The following is a 14,565-nucleotide window of genomic DNA, read 5'->3' as shown; positions in this document are numbered from 1 at the left end:
CTATATACTCACTTCTCTGCGATGCAGTCGCACTCGCGGGAGCGCATTTTGTAGCTTGCTTAAAGCTTTGTTTCTGTCTGTATCACTTGTTACTTTTTAAAATGAGAATTGCTGGGTTGACAAGGTTTTAATAACAATCTTCCCCCTACCGCTAAAACCGTCAGATAGGCCGCATCTTGTAGGTAAACAAACTCAGCTAACCACCTGACAAATAAACCGGTCAAAAATCGTAGGGCTAACATTCCCAAAATACCACCAGTCAGAAGAATCCAGAATCGATCGGCTAGGGCGATCGCTGTTGTCATACTATCAAGGGAAAAAGCCAGATCCGTAAAAGCAATCAGAACAATAACAGAACCCAAAGATTCTATTCCGAGATTAGGGGCAAAATTTTGGTCTTCTGTCTCTATATTGCGAAATTTCTGCCCAAAATGCTTATAAATAGCACCCAGTACCTCCACCTGCCAGAATTTAACTGTCCAACTGGCACTCACTAACATGGCAACTCTCAAGACAAATGCCCCAGCTAATCCCCAGTTTAAAGCTTGGCGTTCTTGTCTGGGGTCGGGAAGTTCTCGCACCAAAGCGGCCAGGGCGAGGGCATTATCGGCCGATAGAATGGTTTCTAAGACTGCCAGGGTGAGAATAGTGCCGCAAGTGGTTAGAGAGAGATTTTCAGCGATTTTGAGGGGACATAAATTAGCTTTTCACTCCTATCACTGTGTTGAGACAGATTAATCCTTCTACGGTTCTTGGCCAGGTAATGATTTGGTAGTAGTGGCGTAGCCCTCTTGCTCATCCGGTATGAAGTGTGTAAAATAAGTAGTCGTGCAAAATTAATTTCCTAGTCGAGACAGGAGACAGGAGACAGGAGACGGGAGACGGGAGACGGGAGACAGCTATTAGGGATCGGATTTGAGTTTTCAGTTCACTGTTTCCTCACACCAGAAGTCTGACGGAGTAGTGGCTTAGATGTGTAATTAATTTTGCTTAGGTACTTACTGCTCCACCGATCGATTTTGGGGAACGCATCATAAAGAAAAGGCTTAAAGATGCTCAGTAACAAGGGTAACAAAACAAGTCGCCCCTGGTGTTTTTGCCCGACGATATTGCAGATTATAATTAGGGGCTGCTGAAAAAGTTTTTCGTGGGGGCAGGGTGTGGGGTGTGGGGCAGGGAAAAAATCCCTAAATTTTCCCCCCAATCACTCCAATGGTAGGCACTTTTTCAGGGAAAAAAAGTCTAAAAGCCTTATCCAACAAGGTTTTTAGATTTATTCAGCAAACCATAATTAATGAAACAGGTTTTGTTGCTAGATGGATTCGGTTTGGCAAGCCATTACCGATGAAGACGATTGGCAACCTTGCCAAGAATTAGTGGTAAAATTAGCAAATAAACCGTTATTTTTCCCCTAACCCTAATCCCTCACCCCCAATAAAATTATGATGCACGGTTTTATTCCCCCTCATCGTTATTTTCCCTATCTTACTTGGACCGATATAGATTCAATGCCAGATAAGGAAAATGTGGTAATTATTCAACCCATCGGTGCGATCGAACAACACGGACCCCATCTCCCTATTGCCGTCGATGCTGCCATTAGTTTAGGGGTTTTAGGCAAAGCTTTCGAGAAATTAAATACAAATGTTCCCGCCTTTGCTTTACCCTGTCTCTACTACGGAAAATCTAACGAACATTGGTCTTTCCCCGGCACGATTACCCTCTCGGCAACAACCTTATTAACCCTCATTCAAGAGATAGCTGAAAGTCTCTATCGTTCGGGGTTTCGTAAGTTAGTATTAATGAACTCCCACGGCGGACAACCGCAAGTTATGGAAATTGCCGCTAGGGATATTCATCAACAATATACCGATTTTTTAGTGTTTCCTTTTTTCACTTGGCGAGTTCCCCACAATGCGGCTGAATTATTCTCGGGATATGAATTAGAATACGGTATTCATGCAGGAGATGTGGAAACTAGCATTATGTTATCATTACTGCCAGAACAGGTCAAAATTGAGCGGGCTGTCCGAGAATATCCCCAAGGTTTGCCAGAAAATAGTTTATTAACTATGGAAGGAAAATTACCCTTTGCTTGGTTAACTAAGGAATTAACTAAAAGTGGAGTGATGGGAGATGCTACTAATGCAAGTAAAGAAAAAGGCGATCGATTATTAGAATCCGTTGCTAATGGTTGGGTACAGGCGATCATTGATGTTTATCAATTCCGTCAACCGAAGTTATACTAATAAAAAATTAATCAGAATTGTTAATAAGCTGTACTGCATTTAAACCGTCTATTGCTAATTTTATTAGCAAGGATCAAACTCCATCTCTCTTATCCTTTGATTCGGGAATTTGATCACTATCTTATATTAACATCAATAGAGGAAATTTTAACCAGACAGGGGTAGTTTTTCGCATAATTATTAATCTCAATTGTGAGTTTTATCCTTGAGTGTTTAGAAATTTTGTAAACGGTAACAAAAAGAAAAAAAACGACATTTTTTACCATATTTTTTCTACGGGATAAGAATCGAAAACAGAATCAACGCCTAGGATAATTAAGTTTTCTGTAATTGCTTGAGAAATTAATAAACGATCAAAGGGATCTTTGTGATAATAAGGTAAGGTGTCTAATGTCCAAATATGAGATAATTTCATGGGTAAAATCTGCACATCATTAATTTTAGTTTGATCTTTAACTATTTCCGAGAGAGAAATATCTAAATTTAATTTGCCTAACTGTACCTTGATCTGTATTTCCCAGACTCTGACCAAACTCAAGAAAAGAAGATTATTTCTATCTTCTAGTATCTCAATTGCTGATGAGGAAAGCTGAGGAGAATTCTGGGAAAACCAGATTAAAGTATGACTATCTAAGAGAATATTCATGAGTCAAAATTCCAGAAGTTATCGGGTAAGGGTTGATTGAAATCATCACTCATCCAAATTTTTCCCTGATGCAACCCAAAGACTCGTTTTTTCTGGGAAGATGACGGCTCCTTTTCCTCCGTCAGAGCTTCTACATATTCTAAGATTTGTTTTTGTTTATCTAAAGGAATTTCCTGTAGCTTGTTAATAATGCTTTCTGTAATTTTATTGCCAGAAATAGTCATGGTTTTCTCAATACCTACTGAAATCTACGATGCAAGCCTCATGATAGCATTTTAAACATAAATAAAGTTAATTTTTGTAGAACCACTTCCCCAACTTGTTTAAGAGAGTTCCTGCAAAAATCAAAAATCTTCCGTGAGGAGACTCCGAGACGGTTTACAGGAGGAGAAAAAAGACAAGAGACAACTATTCTGTCCATAAAACCCAAGATTATGTCAAATTTATCTGAGGTTTTCAATATTTTGAGCCGATAGCACCTCGAAAACTTACTTTTACAGGAGGTTTAAGCTAAATTAATCCTATTGTTAAGGATATTAGTTAGAGCAGTTATCTTAATGAGCAGGTACGAAGTTTTCGTTTTCGGCAATCGGTCTTCCATACCAAATTAGATTACACTTCATCTTTATGAGAAACACTGTAACAGACAGAAATTAGCTGTTTCAGTCCCCTAAGGCTGCTGACTTAGAAACAATTGCGTTAGAATTAAAGAAATATTACAAGTGATTGACAAAAATGAGTAAGCCTGATATAAAAAGCATTGCCCTCCAGTTAGAAAGCAGCAACTCTAAAGATCGTCTGCTGGCCTTGGCGTCCCTGCGAGAAGTGGCCCCGGAGGAGGCTGTACCCTTGATCAAAAAAGTCCTTTATGATGAAATGCTGCCGGTGCGATCGATGGCTGTCTTTGCTTTGGGAGTCAAACAAACCGAGGAATGCTTTCCTATCCTAGTAGATTTGTTAGCCAATGATGCCGATTATGGCATTCGCGCCGATGCTGCGGGAGCTTTAGGTTATTTAGAAGATATTCGCGCTTTTGAACCCCTACAGAGGGCTTTTTACGAAGACACGCAATGGTTAGTCCGCTTTAGTGCCGCCGTCGCTTTGGGCAATTTGGGCGATATTCGGGCTAAACAGGTGTTATTATCGGCCCTCGATAGTAACGAAGCGGTTATTCAACAGGCCGCTATTGCTGCCCTTGGTGAAATCAAAGCAGTGGAAACCGTCGAGAAGCTTTTAACCTTTGTTAACTCCGATGACTGGTTAATCCGGCAGCGATTAGCGGAAGCTTTAGGCCAGCTTCCTGCGGAAAAAACGATCGCAGCCTTAAAATTTTTGGTCAAAGACGAACACCCACAAGTGCGCGAAGCGGCCCGTTTATCCTTGCAAAAATTGGCCAACGTCTAGGGATAGGATAGAATAAATAATCTATTCTTCCAGAGCGATCGATCTTTGCCTACAGCCATTCATGGACATTCAAGAATTTATTAATCTCTGTGCGGGGAAATGGTTTTCCCAGCGTACCAGTTATCAATTAGCTGCCCAAAAAGTTGCCAATAATAAAGCAGAAATCACCATCGATTTGCTGGCTGCCGATGCTGCCGATGTGGTGCAACTATGTTTAGGAAATAACTGTCAGTCCCAGGCCAGTCTGGGGGGATGGAAAGCGACTTGGGATAATTCCGTGGACTATGGACAACCGAAAAAAATCGGTTCTAGCTATTTAGTTTGGCTACCCTCAGAAAATTCTTGGCAAGGAAAATTAATCACATCGGACGGTAAATCGGCAGCGCTGGGAGAATATCATCTCAGAAGCGATCAAGCTTTGACTTTAACCATCGAGGACAATCACCATCGTATCGAGGAAAGAATCTGGTTTGCTAGTCCTAATCTGAGATTGCGTACCAGTATTATCCAGTCGGCTAATGGCGATCGCCAAACGGTTTTCTATTCGGAAATTCGCAAAATGGTTGCTTCTTAAGTAGGGTCTGCGGCAAAAAGTTTTTCGTGGGGGTCGGGTGTGGGGTGTGGGGTGTGGGGTGTAGGGTTTTACCCATTTTCAGGTGGTCAATTACCTAATTTTCAGAGAAAAAGTAACTGAATTTTTCCCCGATCACTCCAATGGTCGGCACTTTTTGGGGGGGAAAAAGTCTAAAAACCTTATCCAACAAGGTTTTTAGATTTTTTCAGCAAACCCTAAGTAGTTGCCATCCCCAATCTCTGAGGTGGGGAAGACAGGGTTAATCTTCCACCACTCCAGTCAAATCCTCCTAACGTCGGCCGCGTCTGCTGCTGCCGAAACCACTGCGACTAGGGGTACGACGGGAACCAGAGGAACCGAAACTAGGAGAACGTTTGACATTATCAGATTTACCCGAATTCTTCAGGGTACTCGAACCATAACCGGAACCACTGGGTTTTGTGGTGGTGGTGCTGCGATTGGGACTAGAGGGAGTATTACTAGGATAACGACGTAAATTGCCAGTAGAACGGAGAGTTTGCCGGTTTTTGACCGCCGGAGGTGGACTATTATGTTTAGTCCGGTATTGATCTACTGCCTGATTATAGGTGGAACCGTAACCACCAAAACCGGTCATCACACCTCCCGGAGTATAGAGGGGAGGAACGTAGTATTGAGGACGAAAGAGCAAACTACCCAAAGCTTGACCAGCAACAGCACCGAAAAAAGGACTCCAAAAACTCGATTCTTGCCGAATCACCACGGTTTCTTGTTGTCCGGTTTGGGGATTGTTCCGCACTTCCGTGACATTATGGACATACTCAATTTTAAAATCTTCGGTCATGTATAGGGTAGCCTGATCGCCGTTGATTTCCACCGCAGTTTTTTCCCCTTTAGCGGTATCCTCCTCGGTTAATCTAGCCATTTGCAGGTTAGTGGTGCGAAAGAGGGGAGAAGTCCCCCCAGGGGTGTTTAACAGCATTAGGGTATAAGTGCCATCTCCATCATCGTAGGTAGCTTGTTGCACCTCGTAGCGACCGCTACTAACCTGATTGGATTCTCGTCTTACACTACTGTTATTAGCTGACGGTGACTGAGTTTGATTTGACGACGAACCACAGGCCACCGTTGTGCAACAAAGGGTAAGAATTAAAAGGATTGTCGTTACTTGGCGCAGCATAATGGCAAAATTAAGACTATAAAGGCAGTAATTCGGGGAAATTGAGTAATAGTTGCTCATTGGTCAATTCATCTCCCAATTGAGCAGGAGAAAAATGTACCTGAATCGCACGCAGCCGACCTTGGTAGTGGAGGTTAATTATTGATTTTAAACCATCTTCCAGGGCCTCTCGATCGGCTAGGCTAGTTTCTAAACCAGCACTCTCACCCTCGAATGCTATTGTGATCATAACAACTAAGTTATCGGTGACGGGTAAAGTTAAGGGTTCCTTTTCCCCCACTTGTGAAGACACCGATTCACTTAGGTATCTCCCCGCAGAATCGGTAAACAGTTCGTTAAGGTAGTCTCCCGCTTCCCCCTCACTCCAAAAAACATCGCCCTCATTAGCCACAGAAAACCAATAGAGGTTCATCTGCAGCAGATTTTGACAAATTTCTACTAAACCCTCTCCCATGACCTCTAAATCGCCTTCGGAATCGATCGCCTCCCGGCCGGCACGATTAAGAATACCGAGCAGGGGTGCGATTTCTTGGCCGTAGAGATGCAAAAATAAGCGACAGACCACATAGCGAGTTCTACCCGCAAATTTCTTGAAGCGATCGCCTAAAGAACCCATAATAGACCTCTGGTAAAAATCAAAAATTGTCGTTAAGGTTAGGAGTCAGTAGTCTTGGAGCCATCAGCTAGATCAAGGTGATAATCAAGTAAACAGCCAGAAAAGCCCTCAGCTTTTATTTATTTTGCCATTTTCTAGGCTTCTATGCCTTGATGTCCTGTTAACAGTCTATAATGACTTAGAATCCTATTGGTGTGAGCAAATGGCTGTCCAACTACAACAAGCTTTAGTGGTTGCTTCCTATATCTTGAAACAGCGTCTAGCAGGAAAAAAGCGTTTTCCCTTAGTTTTAATGCTAGAACCCCTATTTCGCTGTAATTTAGCCTGTACTGGCTGCGGTAAGATTCAACATCCCCCGGAAATCCTCCGCAATCATCTCACCCCGGCAGAATGTTTCGCAGCGGTGGAAGAATGCGGGGTTCCCGTGGTTTCCATCCCCGGAGGCGAGCCGCTTTTACATCCACAAATCGATGAAATTGTCAAGGGGTTAGTGGACAGAAAAAAATTTGTCTATCTCTGTACCAATGCCCTGTTATTGGAAAAAAGCCTAGATAAATTTACTCCTTCACCCTATCTTACCTTTAGTGTCCATCTGGATGGTCTCAAAGCACATCACGATCGCTGTGTGGATCGAGAGGGAGTATTCGATAAGGCAGTACAAGGGATTAAAGCGGCGAAAGCGAGAGGTTTTCGGGTTACTACTAATACCACGGTTTTTGAAGGCACAGAACCGCGAGAAATGCAGGAATTTTTTGATTTTCTCGCTACTTTGGGTATCGATGGCATGATGATTTCCCCCGGTTATAGTTATGAGTGGGCCCCGGATCAAGATAGTTTCTTGAAACGGGAGCAAACCAGAGCTTTATTCCGAGAAATTCTCTCACCCTGGAAATCAGGTCAGAAAAAGTGGAATTTTAACCATAATCCTCTCTTTCTCGATTTTCTCATCGGTGAACAGGACTATGAATGCACTCCTTGGGGTAGTCCTAGCTATAGTCTTTTAGGATGGCAAAAACCCTGTTATCTGCTCAACGAAGGTCATTACAAAAGCTTTCGGGAACTTTTAGAAGAAACCAATTGGGATAACTACGGTCGGGCCAGTGGCAATCCGCAATGTGCCGATTGTATGGTACATTGCGGCTATGAACCGACCGCGGCCATGGCAGCTTTTAAACCGGCTAATATGGGACGTGCCATGCAGAGTTTAATCGGAGTCTAATCTAGGGTCTGCTGAATAAATCTAAAAACCTTGTTGGATAAGAATTTTAGACTTTTTTCCCATCAAAAAGTGCCAGACCTTGGGGGGATCGGGGGGGAAATTTAGGCTCTTTTTCCCTGAAAATTAGGTAATTGACCCCCTGAAAATGGGTAAAACCCCACACCCCACACCCCACACCCTACCCCCAGGAAAAACTTTTTGCCGCAGACCCTAATCTAAACTGATTCTAACCAGACGGCGGGGACTTGACTAGGGCGATCGGGTAATTGCATCCACCCCATTTCGCACAGACGAATTACCGAACTTAATTTTTCTACCAAAGCGGGATCGAAACGAATCCCGCTATAATTTTGACAGTGCTCTAGGGCCTCTCCTAAATCTAGAGCTAGTCGGTCGCCTCGCGGTTGAGTTAATTCCTGAAAATAGGCTGATAATCCTAAAATTCGCGACTCTAGGCTGATTTCTTCCCCTTTTAAACCGTTGGGAACCCCGCTACCATCCCAGTATTCAAACTCATGGTAAATAATCTGTTGAATTGGGGCTAATTCGGGCATAGTGGCGAGTAATTGTGCGCCTAACACCGATCGATCCCGCCAAAATAACGCATTTGCTCCCTCTAACTGACTGGCACGCTGTCTAAAAACTTCGATCGGAGCCTCCGCTAGACCGATGCGGTATAATAAACCGGCTAATCGTAAGCGTCGTAATCTTAGGGTGGGTAAATCGAGCAATTGTCCCAACATTTCCGCTAAAGCGGCCACCTGTAGGGAAGCGAGGGGATTATCAATATCTCTTTCATCGACTTTTTGAGCCATTCTGAGAAAAGCTTGCAGTTTATTAGCGGCCAAATTTTTATTTAAACGGGATGCTTGTCCTTCTAAGTCGCTTAATTCTCGCGTTTGTCTGCTGACGGTGACTAACTGCTGTTGACTGGTTTGCAGATAGGTGACAATGCGAGAGACTACTCCCGTTAAATCCGTGGGAATGGGATTAATATTTTGACTAATTTCCTGCTGTTGTCTGCTTAAATCGGCCGCTAGACTGGGATTATAAGGATGCAGACGCTCAATTAAGATCCTAGCGGCTTTTTCGACTAAATCGCGATCGAATGTCCATAAACCGTAGAATTTTCGCTCCGTGTCTATTTGGGGTTGACTATCGGACTGGTATTCTTCCGGGGATAACTCATGACAGAGTACCATGGAGGCGTAATCGGGGGAAAGAATGATTAAATTCCACTCATTAACCAAACTATCGCTATTATCTAAGTTAACTAGCGAAACATTCTCTAAACTGCCGGTTTTATGCTCAGAAAAACCACTATCGGCCACGGCAGCGATCGCAATATGACGAGAAGAGCGAGCAATATCTAAATAGCGCTCGGCCTCCTGTAAATACCATTTTCCCTGTTGAAAGGTGACTAAGACCAGTGGTTTATTTGTACTATCAGGGCTGCTAGTTTGCAAGATATGATCTTCAAGAGCATGACACAGAGCCACCAGGGTATTCTTAAAATAGACCCCGTAACTGCTGGGTAATCGTCCCGATGAAGCTCTTTTTAACTGTTGTAAACTGGATTCTACGGTCATAAGTGGCAAGATTAGGGGAAATGGGGAGAAGGGTGTGGGGTGTGGGGAGAGGGAATTATGAATTATGAATTATGAAGTGGGGAGACGGAGTAGGGGAGCAGGGAGAAAAAACTGATTACTGATTACTGATAACTGATTACTGTCTCCTCATAGCTTTTTACTTAATTTTATGACCTTAGTGATTTGTACGGGTTTTCATGATTCTAGATTGACCGAGGATTTTTTAGGACATCTGGGGAGCAAATCGGTCAAATTACGTCCCTATATTATTATTTCTCCTTTTTCTTGCTTAAATGAAGCTTTTTCACTGGGAGAAGACCTAACCTTAATTGGGTTTAGTGCGGGGGTGGTAAATGCGATCGCTTTAGCTCATTATTGGCAAGCTCAAGGGGCGAAAATTCGAGCTTTAATCGCTCTGGACGGATGGGGAGTGCCATTAATCGGTAATTTTCCCATTTATCGCCTTAGTCACGATTATTTTACCCATTGGAGTTCCTGTTTATTGGGTAGCGGTCAAGAAAATTTTTATGCAGATCCCCCTGTAGACCATCTTAGCCTCTGGTCGTCCCCCGATCGAGTAACTGGTTGGTCTGTCAATGGTAATTTTGTCCAACGCACCACAGCGTTAACTTTTTTATCTCAAATCGGTTAGGCGAGAATCAATTAAGTATAATTGGCTAGTCGCCTCCCTATCTTTCCTATTTCTTTACCGCTGCTGACTCATGAGTACATCAGTTCTGAGTTCTTCGATTCTCTTGGTGGGAATTGAGGAGAATATCGCTAAACTAGCCAGTGCGGACTTGAAAGAAGCGGGTTATCGTCCCCTGATTGTGCCTAGCATTGATATCGCTTTTCCAGAAGTGCAAAGTTGGCAGCCAGCGATGATTATACTCGATCGCTTCCTGGCGGAGGAAGCGGGTGTGACTTTTTGTCGTCGTTTACGTTCCCAGGGAAGTCGCGTTTATATTATTTTGTTAGTATCTCAAGAAACCCTAGAAGAACGTCTCGCCTGTTTGGAAGCGGGAGCCGACGATTATTTTCTCAAACCCTATAATTCGCAATCTTTTCTCAAATTAATCCGTTTTTACCTGCAACCTCTGGAAACTATCCCCGAACAATTGCGCTTCGGTGACTTAGTATTAGATTTAGTCACTCGTCGTCTCTCCTATAAAAACAAAAATATTGAGTTGACGATGAAGGAATTTGAACTGCTGCGCTACCTGATGATTCACCCGAAAGAAGTATTATCAAGGGATCAAATTCTCGAGAATGTCTGGGGAGACGAATTTAGAGGAGAATCAAACGTTATTGAGGTATATATTCGCTATTTACGCCTGAAGATGGAGGCTGGTGGTCAAAAACGCCTCATTCATACCGTGCGCGGTGTCGGCTACGTTTTACGCGAATCTTAACAGTGATCAGTAATCAGTGATCAGTAATCAGTGATCAGTAATCAGTGATCAGTAGATTGCTTTTATTTAATCTCCCTACACCCTACACCCTACACCCTACACCCTACACCCTACACCCTACACCCTACACCCTACACCCTACACCCTACACCCTACCAGCCTAGTCAAGCTCTGCTATTCGATCTGGATGGAGGTGGGGGAATCTATAGGAGGGGTGGAACTCCCCGGGGTGATAGTTTGACGGTATTGACTATAAAGACGGTCGCGCCAAGCAAAAAAGCCCTCGTAGGCGCTATTATCGGCTAACCCCGGAATCCCCTTGCCTTGCAATTCCCTGGGTAAGTTGAGATAGGAACCCTGGGGAAACTGAAGCAGTACACTCAATCCCGCCACGGCTAAATCGGCTAAAGTGGGCTGATCCCCGACTAAATAGGGACGATTGGCTAAAATGAGGTTTAAAGCCTCTAAGTCCTGTTGTAGCCCCTTTTTCGCTGTATTGATAGCATCTTTTCCCAGACCTACACCCGCCCCCAAAATATCAATTAATTCCCCCGGCATGGAACCCAGTAACAAGCGCATAAAATCGGGAGTTTCCCGGGGTAAAAAAGCGGTACGAAAGTTTTGATTTTGGGCAAAAGCGCCGAGAAAAGCGGTTCTTCCTTTTAATCCCAGGGATTCATCGGCCCATTCTTCGATTAATAAACATTGACCCCGTTGGAGGGGATCTGTGGGTATAATTGGTTTTTCAGGATACTTGCGATCAAGATAAAAAGCAATCTCCGTCGAGTCAGCGATATAAGTATCACCATCCTTGAGGACCGGGACCTGTCGCTGTCCGGAAAGACGGAATAAGTCCAATTGTCCCACCCCCGGCACCACGTCCCTTTTTTTATAGGCAAGTCCTTTATAATCGAGGATGAGACGGACTTTCTCACAATAGGCAGATAATTCAAATTGGTAGAGTTCTAGCATGGGATTGATATGACCTCTCGATAAATCAGTTTCTCCCTGATTACTCTAACTCTATCGGGCATCGATCGTCTAAACTTAAAGACTTTACTCCGATTTTGCTCGAACATTTGTACTAAAAACGAGAAAGGCGAAAAAATAATCTTTTGCTAATTTTAGGGACCAAATGTAGCAAACCGAACTCAATAGCTGCACGCTTTTAGGCTAGAATATCCTCGAGCGCCAGAAGAGCCGAAATAACTTATATATTCCGGCAAGCTAACTTGCGAGAGATCAATAGCATAACCTCATAGTAGGGGTGTGCGAGGGTGGGCGACTTTCTCGGATCAGAGGTTACTATGCAATTATCCATGGACGTTTTTAATGAGGTAGTTCGCTATCTCGACAGCCACGAAGAAAAATTACGGATCAAAAAATTAATCTTTTGTATCTGTAAAAAATATTGGGAAAATGCTCCTAATATTTTAGAGGGTGTGGCTATGGAAGAATTGGTGAAGGAGTTAGTGCAACTCAAAACCAGTAATGAACAATTAACTTTTTCTGTTTATGAATTAGTTAAAACCCTAAATCATCATGAAGTTTATGCGGGCGTAGCCAAGGTTATTATTAAGCAAATCAGTAAATTATATGGTGGTATTGCTGCCGCCTATGAAACCCAATTATCACCATTAATAACAGCAGTTAACCCTAGGTTAACTGCTGTTATTAATGCTGTCAACAACGAGGAAGATAATTCCTTAAGACAGGTGGTTAGTAGCCTAGAAAATCATCTAGAGACGGAGAGAATTCAAAAATTAATGTTTGCCGCCTGTAAAAATCGTTGGGAAAATGATCGATCAGTGATTAATAATTATGGCTTAAAAAATATTGTTTTAGAACTTCGGCAAAACAATCCTGATTTTTTAAGCTTGCGACAAACTCTCAACCAAATTGCCGAAAATATTAATAAAAAAGCTCTCTACCTAGCCCTAGCCGATATTATTCTTACCCAGCTAGAGCCTCTCTACAATACTAATAACGATTACAAAGAAGAGGATAATGAGTCAAAAAGTGAAATCTTTAACGATCAAATGGTTCATCTAAATGATGATTGTGATTCTTCGGCTAAAACTGCATCTTTCTCCTCCTCTAGAACTAGAAGTAAACCTGTGGATTTTGCCTCTTCGAGCATCGCTATAAGTGAACCGCAAGTAAGAATGGAATTACCCTTTGCCGAGCCAGCTTTCTTAAACAATAACCCCAGTAATTCCCCACAAATTCCTGCCTACGACCCCTTTGAAATTCGTTTAGAAATTTTGCATTATGCTAATCCTTTACGAGCTAAAATATTGATTTTCTCGCTCCTATTTTATCCTTGGGATCAGAGCAGTCAAGATTGGTTAACCCTGCGAAGTTATACCCTAGAAGATTTACTACAACAACTCATCCAAAGCGGGAAATCTCTCAAGGATATCGAAATTCAACTATACAATATTGCTCACACCCAAATGGATAGGGATGCTAACGTTCAAACCGCCAGTATTCTGTTGCAAGCTTTACAAAGAATTCTCTAATTTTTTACCCCAATTTATCTGGATATTCTACCTATGAAACCAAACGAATTAATTGCACGTTATGCCGCGGGAGAAACTCAATTTAGTGGCTTAAAATTACCCGGAGTTAATTTAGTTGGTGCTGACTTAATTGGCATTGTTTTAAATCAAGCAGATCTACACGGCTCCAATCTTCTCTTTACCTATCTTAACCGGGCTAATCTCGCTCAAGCTAATCTTGTGACAGCTAATTTAAGTGGTGCTAGTCTCAACCAAGCTGACTTAAATGGGGCAGATTTACGCAGTGCCAATTTACACGGAGCGATGCTACAAGGGGCTAATCTTCGTGATACTGATATAACCCTAGCTATTCTACTTGATGCTAACTTGATCGGGGCGGATTTACGAGGGGCTGATTTAAGTAGTGCTAACCTCACTGGTGCTTGTTTGCGGGGAACAAATATGCGTCGGCAAAATAAAAATTGTAACACTAATTTACAAGCGGCTAATCTCTATCGCGCCGACCTGCAAGGGGCTAATATGAAAGGGGTTAATCTGGTGCGAGCTAATCTAGTAGGAGCCAATTTCAAGGAGGCTAATTTGTGTGATGTTGACCTCAGAAAAGCGGATTTAACTAATGCTAATCTCCAAGGTGCTTTACTCACTGATGCTAATTTAATCGGGGCGCGTTTAGTGGGGGCAAATCTAGCGGGAGCCAATTTAGTGCGGTCAAAAATGAGCGATACGGAGGCAATGGGTGCAAATTTCCATAGTACAATTATGACTCAAATAAAACTCGATCGAGCTAATCTTAGTCAAGCTAATTTTCAAGCGGCAACAATGAGTCATGCTGACTTAAGAAGGGCTAATCTTTCAGGAGTTAATCTCAGGGAAGCGGATTTAGTCGATGCTTTCTTTGCCAGAGCAAATCTCACCAGTGCCGATTTAAGTAATGCTAATCTAACTCGTGCTGAGTTAATGAGTGCTAATCTCATAGGAGTTAACTTCCGCGGTGCAATTATGCCCGATGGCCGGATTAATAATTAAAATTACTAGACAGTTTTGTTGGCAATTATTCTGGTATAATTAGGGTTTGCTGAAAAAGTCATTGAAAAGTACAGGTCTCTTAATCAATGATTTCACTTAGCTACAAGCATAAGCTTTAGTTGTTGATTAATTTTTAAGTTATAACTTAT

Annotated in this window: 15 protein-coding genes; 8 read left to right on the top strand and 7 right to left on the bottom strand. The window is 42.7% G+C overall.

The features are described 5' to 3' along the window. Window positions 1-89: 89 nt before the first annotated feature. Entirely contained in the window at window positions 90-647 is a 558-nt protein-coding gene (locus LW728_RS18450; RefSeq protein ID WP_502845980.1) for a TerC family protein, read from the bottom strand. A 795-nt stretch (window positions 648-1,442) separates the two neighbouring features. On the opposite strand from LW728_RS18450, the gene LW728_RS18445 reads away from it, so the two are divergent. Next, window positions 1,443-2,249 (top strand): creatininase family protein, encoded by an 807-nt coding sequence (locus tag LW728_RS18445; RefSeq protein WP_287767587.1) that lies wholly within the window; start codon window positions 1,443-1,445, stop codon window positions 2,247-2,249. A 259-nt stretch (window positions 2,250-2,508) separates the two neighbouring features. Here the strand turns inward: LW728_RS18445 and LW728_RS18440 are convergent, their stop codons facing one another. Both LW728_RS18440 and vapB read right to left on the bottom strand, forming a co-directional pair. Beyond that, window positions 2,509-2,895 carry a type II toxin-antitoxin system VapC family toxin gene (locus LW728_RS18440; protein WP_287767584.1) on the bottom strand — a complete coding sequence of 129 codons (387 nt, stop codon included), beginning with the start codon at window positions 2,893-2,895 and terminating at the stop codon, window positions 2,509-2,511. Beyond that, window positions 2,892-3,119, bottom strand: a complete 228-nt coding sequence (gene vapB / locus LW728_RS18435; protein ID WP_287767582.1) for a type II toxin-antitoxin system VapB family antitoxin — start codon at window positions 3,117-3,119, stop codon at window positions 2,892-2,894. Before vapB ends, LW728_RS18440 begins: the two co-directional genes overlap by 4 nt. A 511-nt stretch (window positions 3,120-3,630) precedes the next feature. Between vapB and LW728_RS18430 the strand changes: the two genes are divergently transcribed. Beyond that, the gene (locus tag LW728_RS18430) at window positions 3,631-4,299 is read left to right on the top strand and encodes a HEAT repeat domain-containing protein (RefSeq protein WP_002803147.1); all 669 of its coding nucleotides are present in this window, start codon (window positions 3,631-3,633) and stop codon (window positions 4,297-4,299) included. Between the two features lie 61 nt (window positions 4,300-4,360). Further along, complete coding sequence (locus LW728_RS18425; protein ID WP_002803148.1) at window positions 4,361-4,873, top strand: phycobiliprotein lyase; 513 nt, start codon at window positions 4,361-4,363, stop codon at window positions 4,871-4,873. A gap of 289 nt (window positions 4,874-5,162) precedes the next feature. Here LW728_RS18425 and LW728_RS18420 read toward each other — a convergent pair whose 3' ends face one another. Both LW728_RS18420 and LW728_RS18415 read right to left on the bottom strand, forming a co-directional pair. Continuing rightward, complete coding sequence (locus tag LW728_RS18420; protein ID WP_287670532.1) at window positions 5,163-6,092, bottom strand: hypothetical protein; 930 nt, start codon at window positions 6,090-6,092, stop codon at window positions 5,163-5,165. After that, entirely contained in the window at window positions 6,049-6,648 is a 600-nt protein-coding gene (locus LW728_RS18415) for a DUF1517 domain-containing protein (RefSeq protein WP_287670539.1), read from the bottom strand. The genes LW728_RS18420 and LW728_RS18415 overlap by 44 nt, the downstream gene beginning before the upstream one ends. A 202-nt stretch (window positions 6,649-6,850) precedes the next feature. Here LW728_RS18415 and hpnH point away from each other — a divergent pair, with 202 nt between their 5' ends. Continuing rightward, entirely contained in the window at window positions 6,851-7,867 is a 1,017-nt protein-coding gene (hpnH, locus tag LW728_RS18410; protein ID WP_045358387.1) for an adenosyl-hopene transferase HpnH, read from the top strand. A gap of 215 nt (window positions 7,868-8,082) precedes the next feature. Here the strand turns inward: hpnH and LW728_RS18405 are convergent, their stop codons facing one another. After that, the gene (locus LW728_RS18405) at window positions 8,083-9,456 is read right to left on the bottom strand and encodes an HD domain-containing phosphohydrolase (RefSeq protein ID WP_287767580.1); all 1,374 of its coding nucleotides are present in this window, start codon (window positions 9,454-9,456) and stop codon (window positions 8,083-8,085) included. A 169-nt stretch (window positions 9,457-9,625) separates the two neighbouring features. Between LW728_RS18405 and LW728_RS18400 the strand changes: the two genes are divergently transcribed. Both LW728_RS18400 and nblR read left to right on the top strand, forming a co-directional pair. After that, window positions 9,626-10,108, top strand: coding sequence for a hypothetical protein (locus tag LW728_RS18400; protein WP_002803156.1), 483 nt, complete (start codon window positions 9,626-9,628; stop codon window positions 10,106-10,108). A gap of 70 nt (window positions 10,109-10,178) precedes the next feature. Then, entirely contained in the window at window positions 10,179-10,868 is a 690-nt protein-coding gene (gene nblR / locus LW728_RS18395; RefSeq protein WP_002803157.1) for a response regulator transcription factor NblR, read from the top strand. Window positions 10,869-11,042: 174 nt separating this feature from the next. On the opposite strand, the gene LW728_RS18390 is transcribed toward nblR, so the two are convergent. Continuing rightward, entirely contained in the window at window positions 11,043-11,840 is a 798-nt protein-coding gene (locus tag LW728_RS18390) for a glutathione S-transferase (RefSeq protein ID WP_066029834.1), read from the bottom strand. A 335-nt stretch (window positions 11,841-12,175) separates the two neighbouring features. On the opposite strand from LW728_RS18390, the gene LW728_RS18385 reads away from it, so the two are divergent. Further along, window positions 12,176-13,390 (top strand): hypothetical protein, encoded by a 1,215-nt coding sequence (locus tag LW728_RS18385; protein WP_287767577.1) that lies wholly within the window; start codon window positions 12,176-12,178, stop codon window positions 13,388-13,390. 33 nt (window positions 13,391-13,423) lie between these two features. After that, the gene (locus tag LW728_RS18380; protein ID WP_287670516.1) at window positions 13,424-14,416 is read left to right on the top strand and encodes a pentapeptide repeat-containing protein; all 993 of its coding nucleotides are present in this window, start codon (window positions 13,424-13,426) and stop codon (window positions 14,414-14,416) included. The last annotated feature ends 149 nt before the right edge of the window (window positions 14,417-14,565 follow it).

This window comes from Microcystis sp. 49638_E5, from assembly GCF_021300285.1.
GTDB lineage: Bacteria > Cyanobacteriota > Cyanobacteriia > Cyanobacteriales > Microcystaceae > Microcystis > Microcystis aeruginosa_C.
This window is presented reverse-complemented; position numbering and strand designations above follow the sequence as displayed.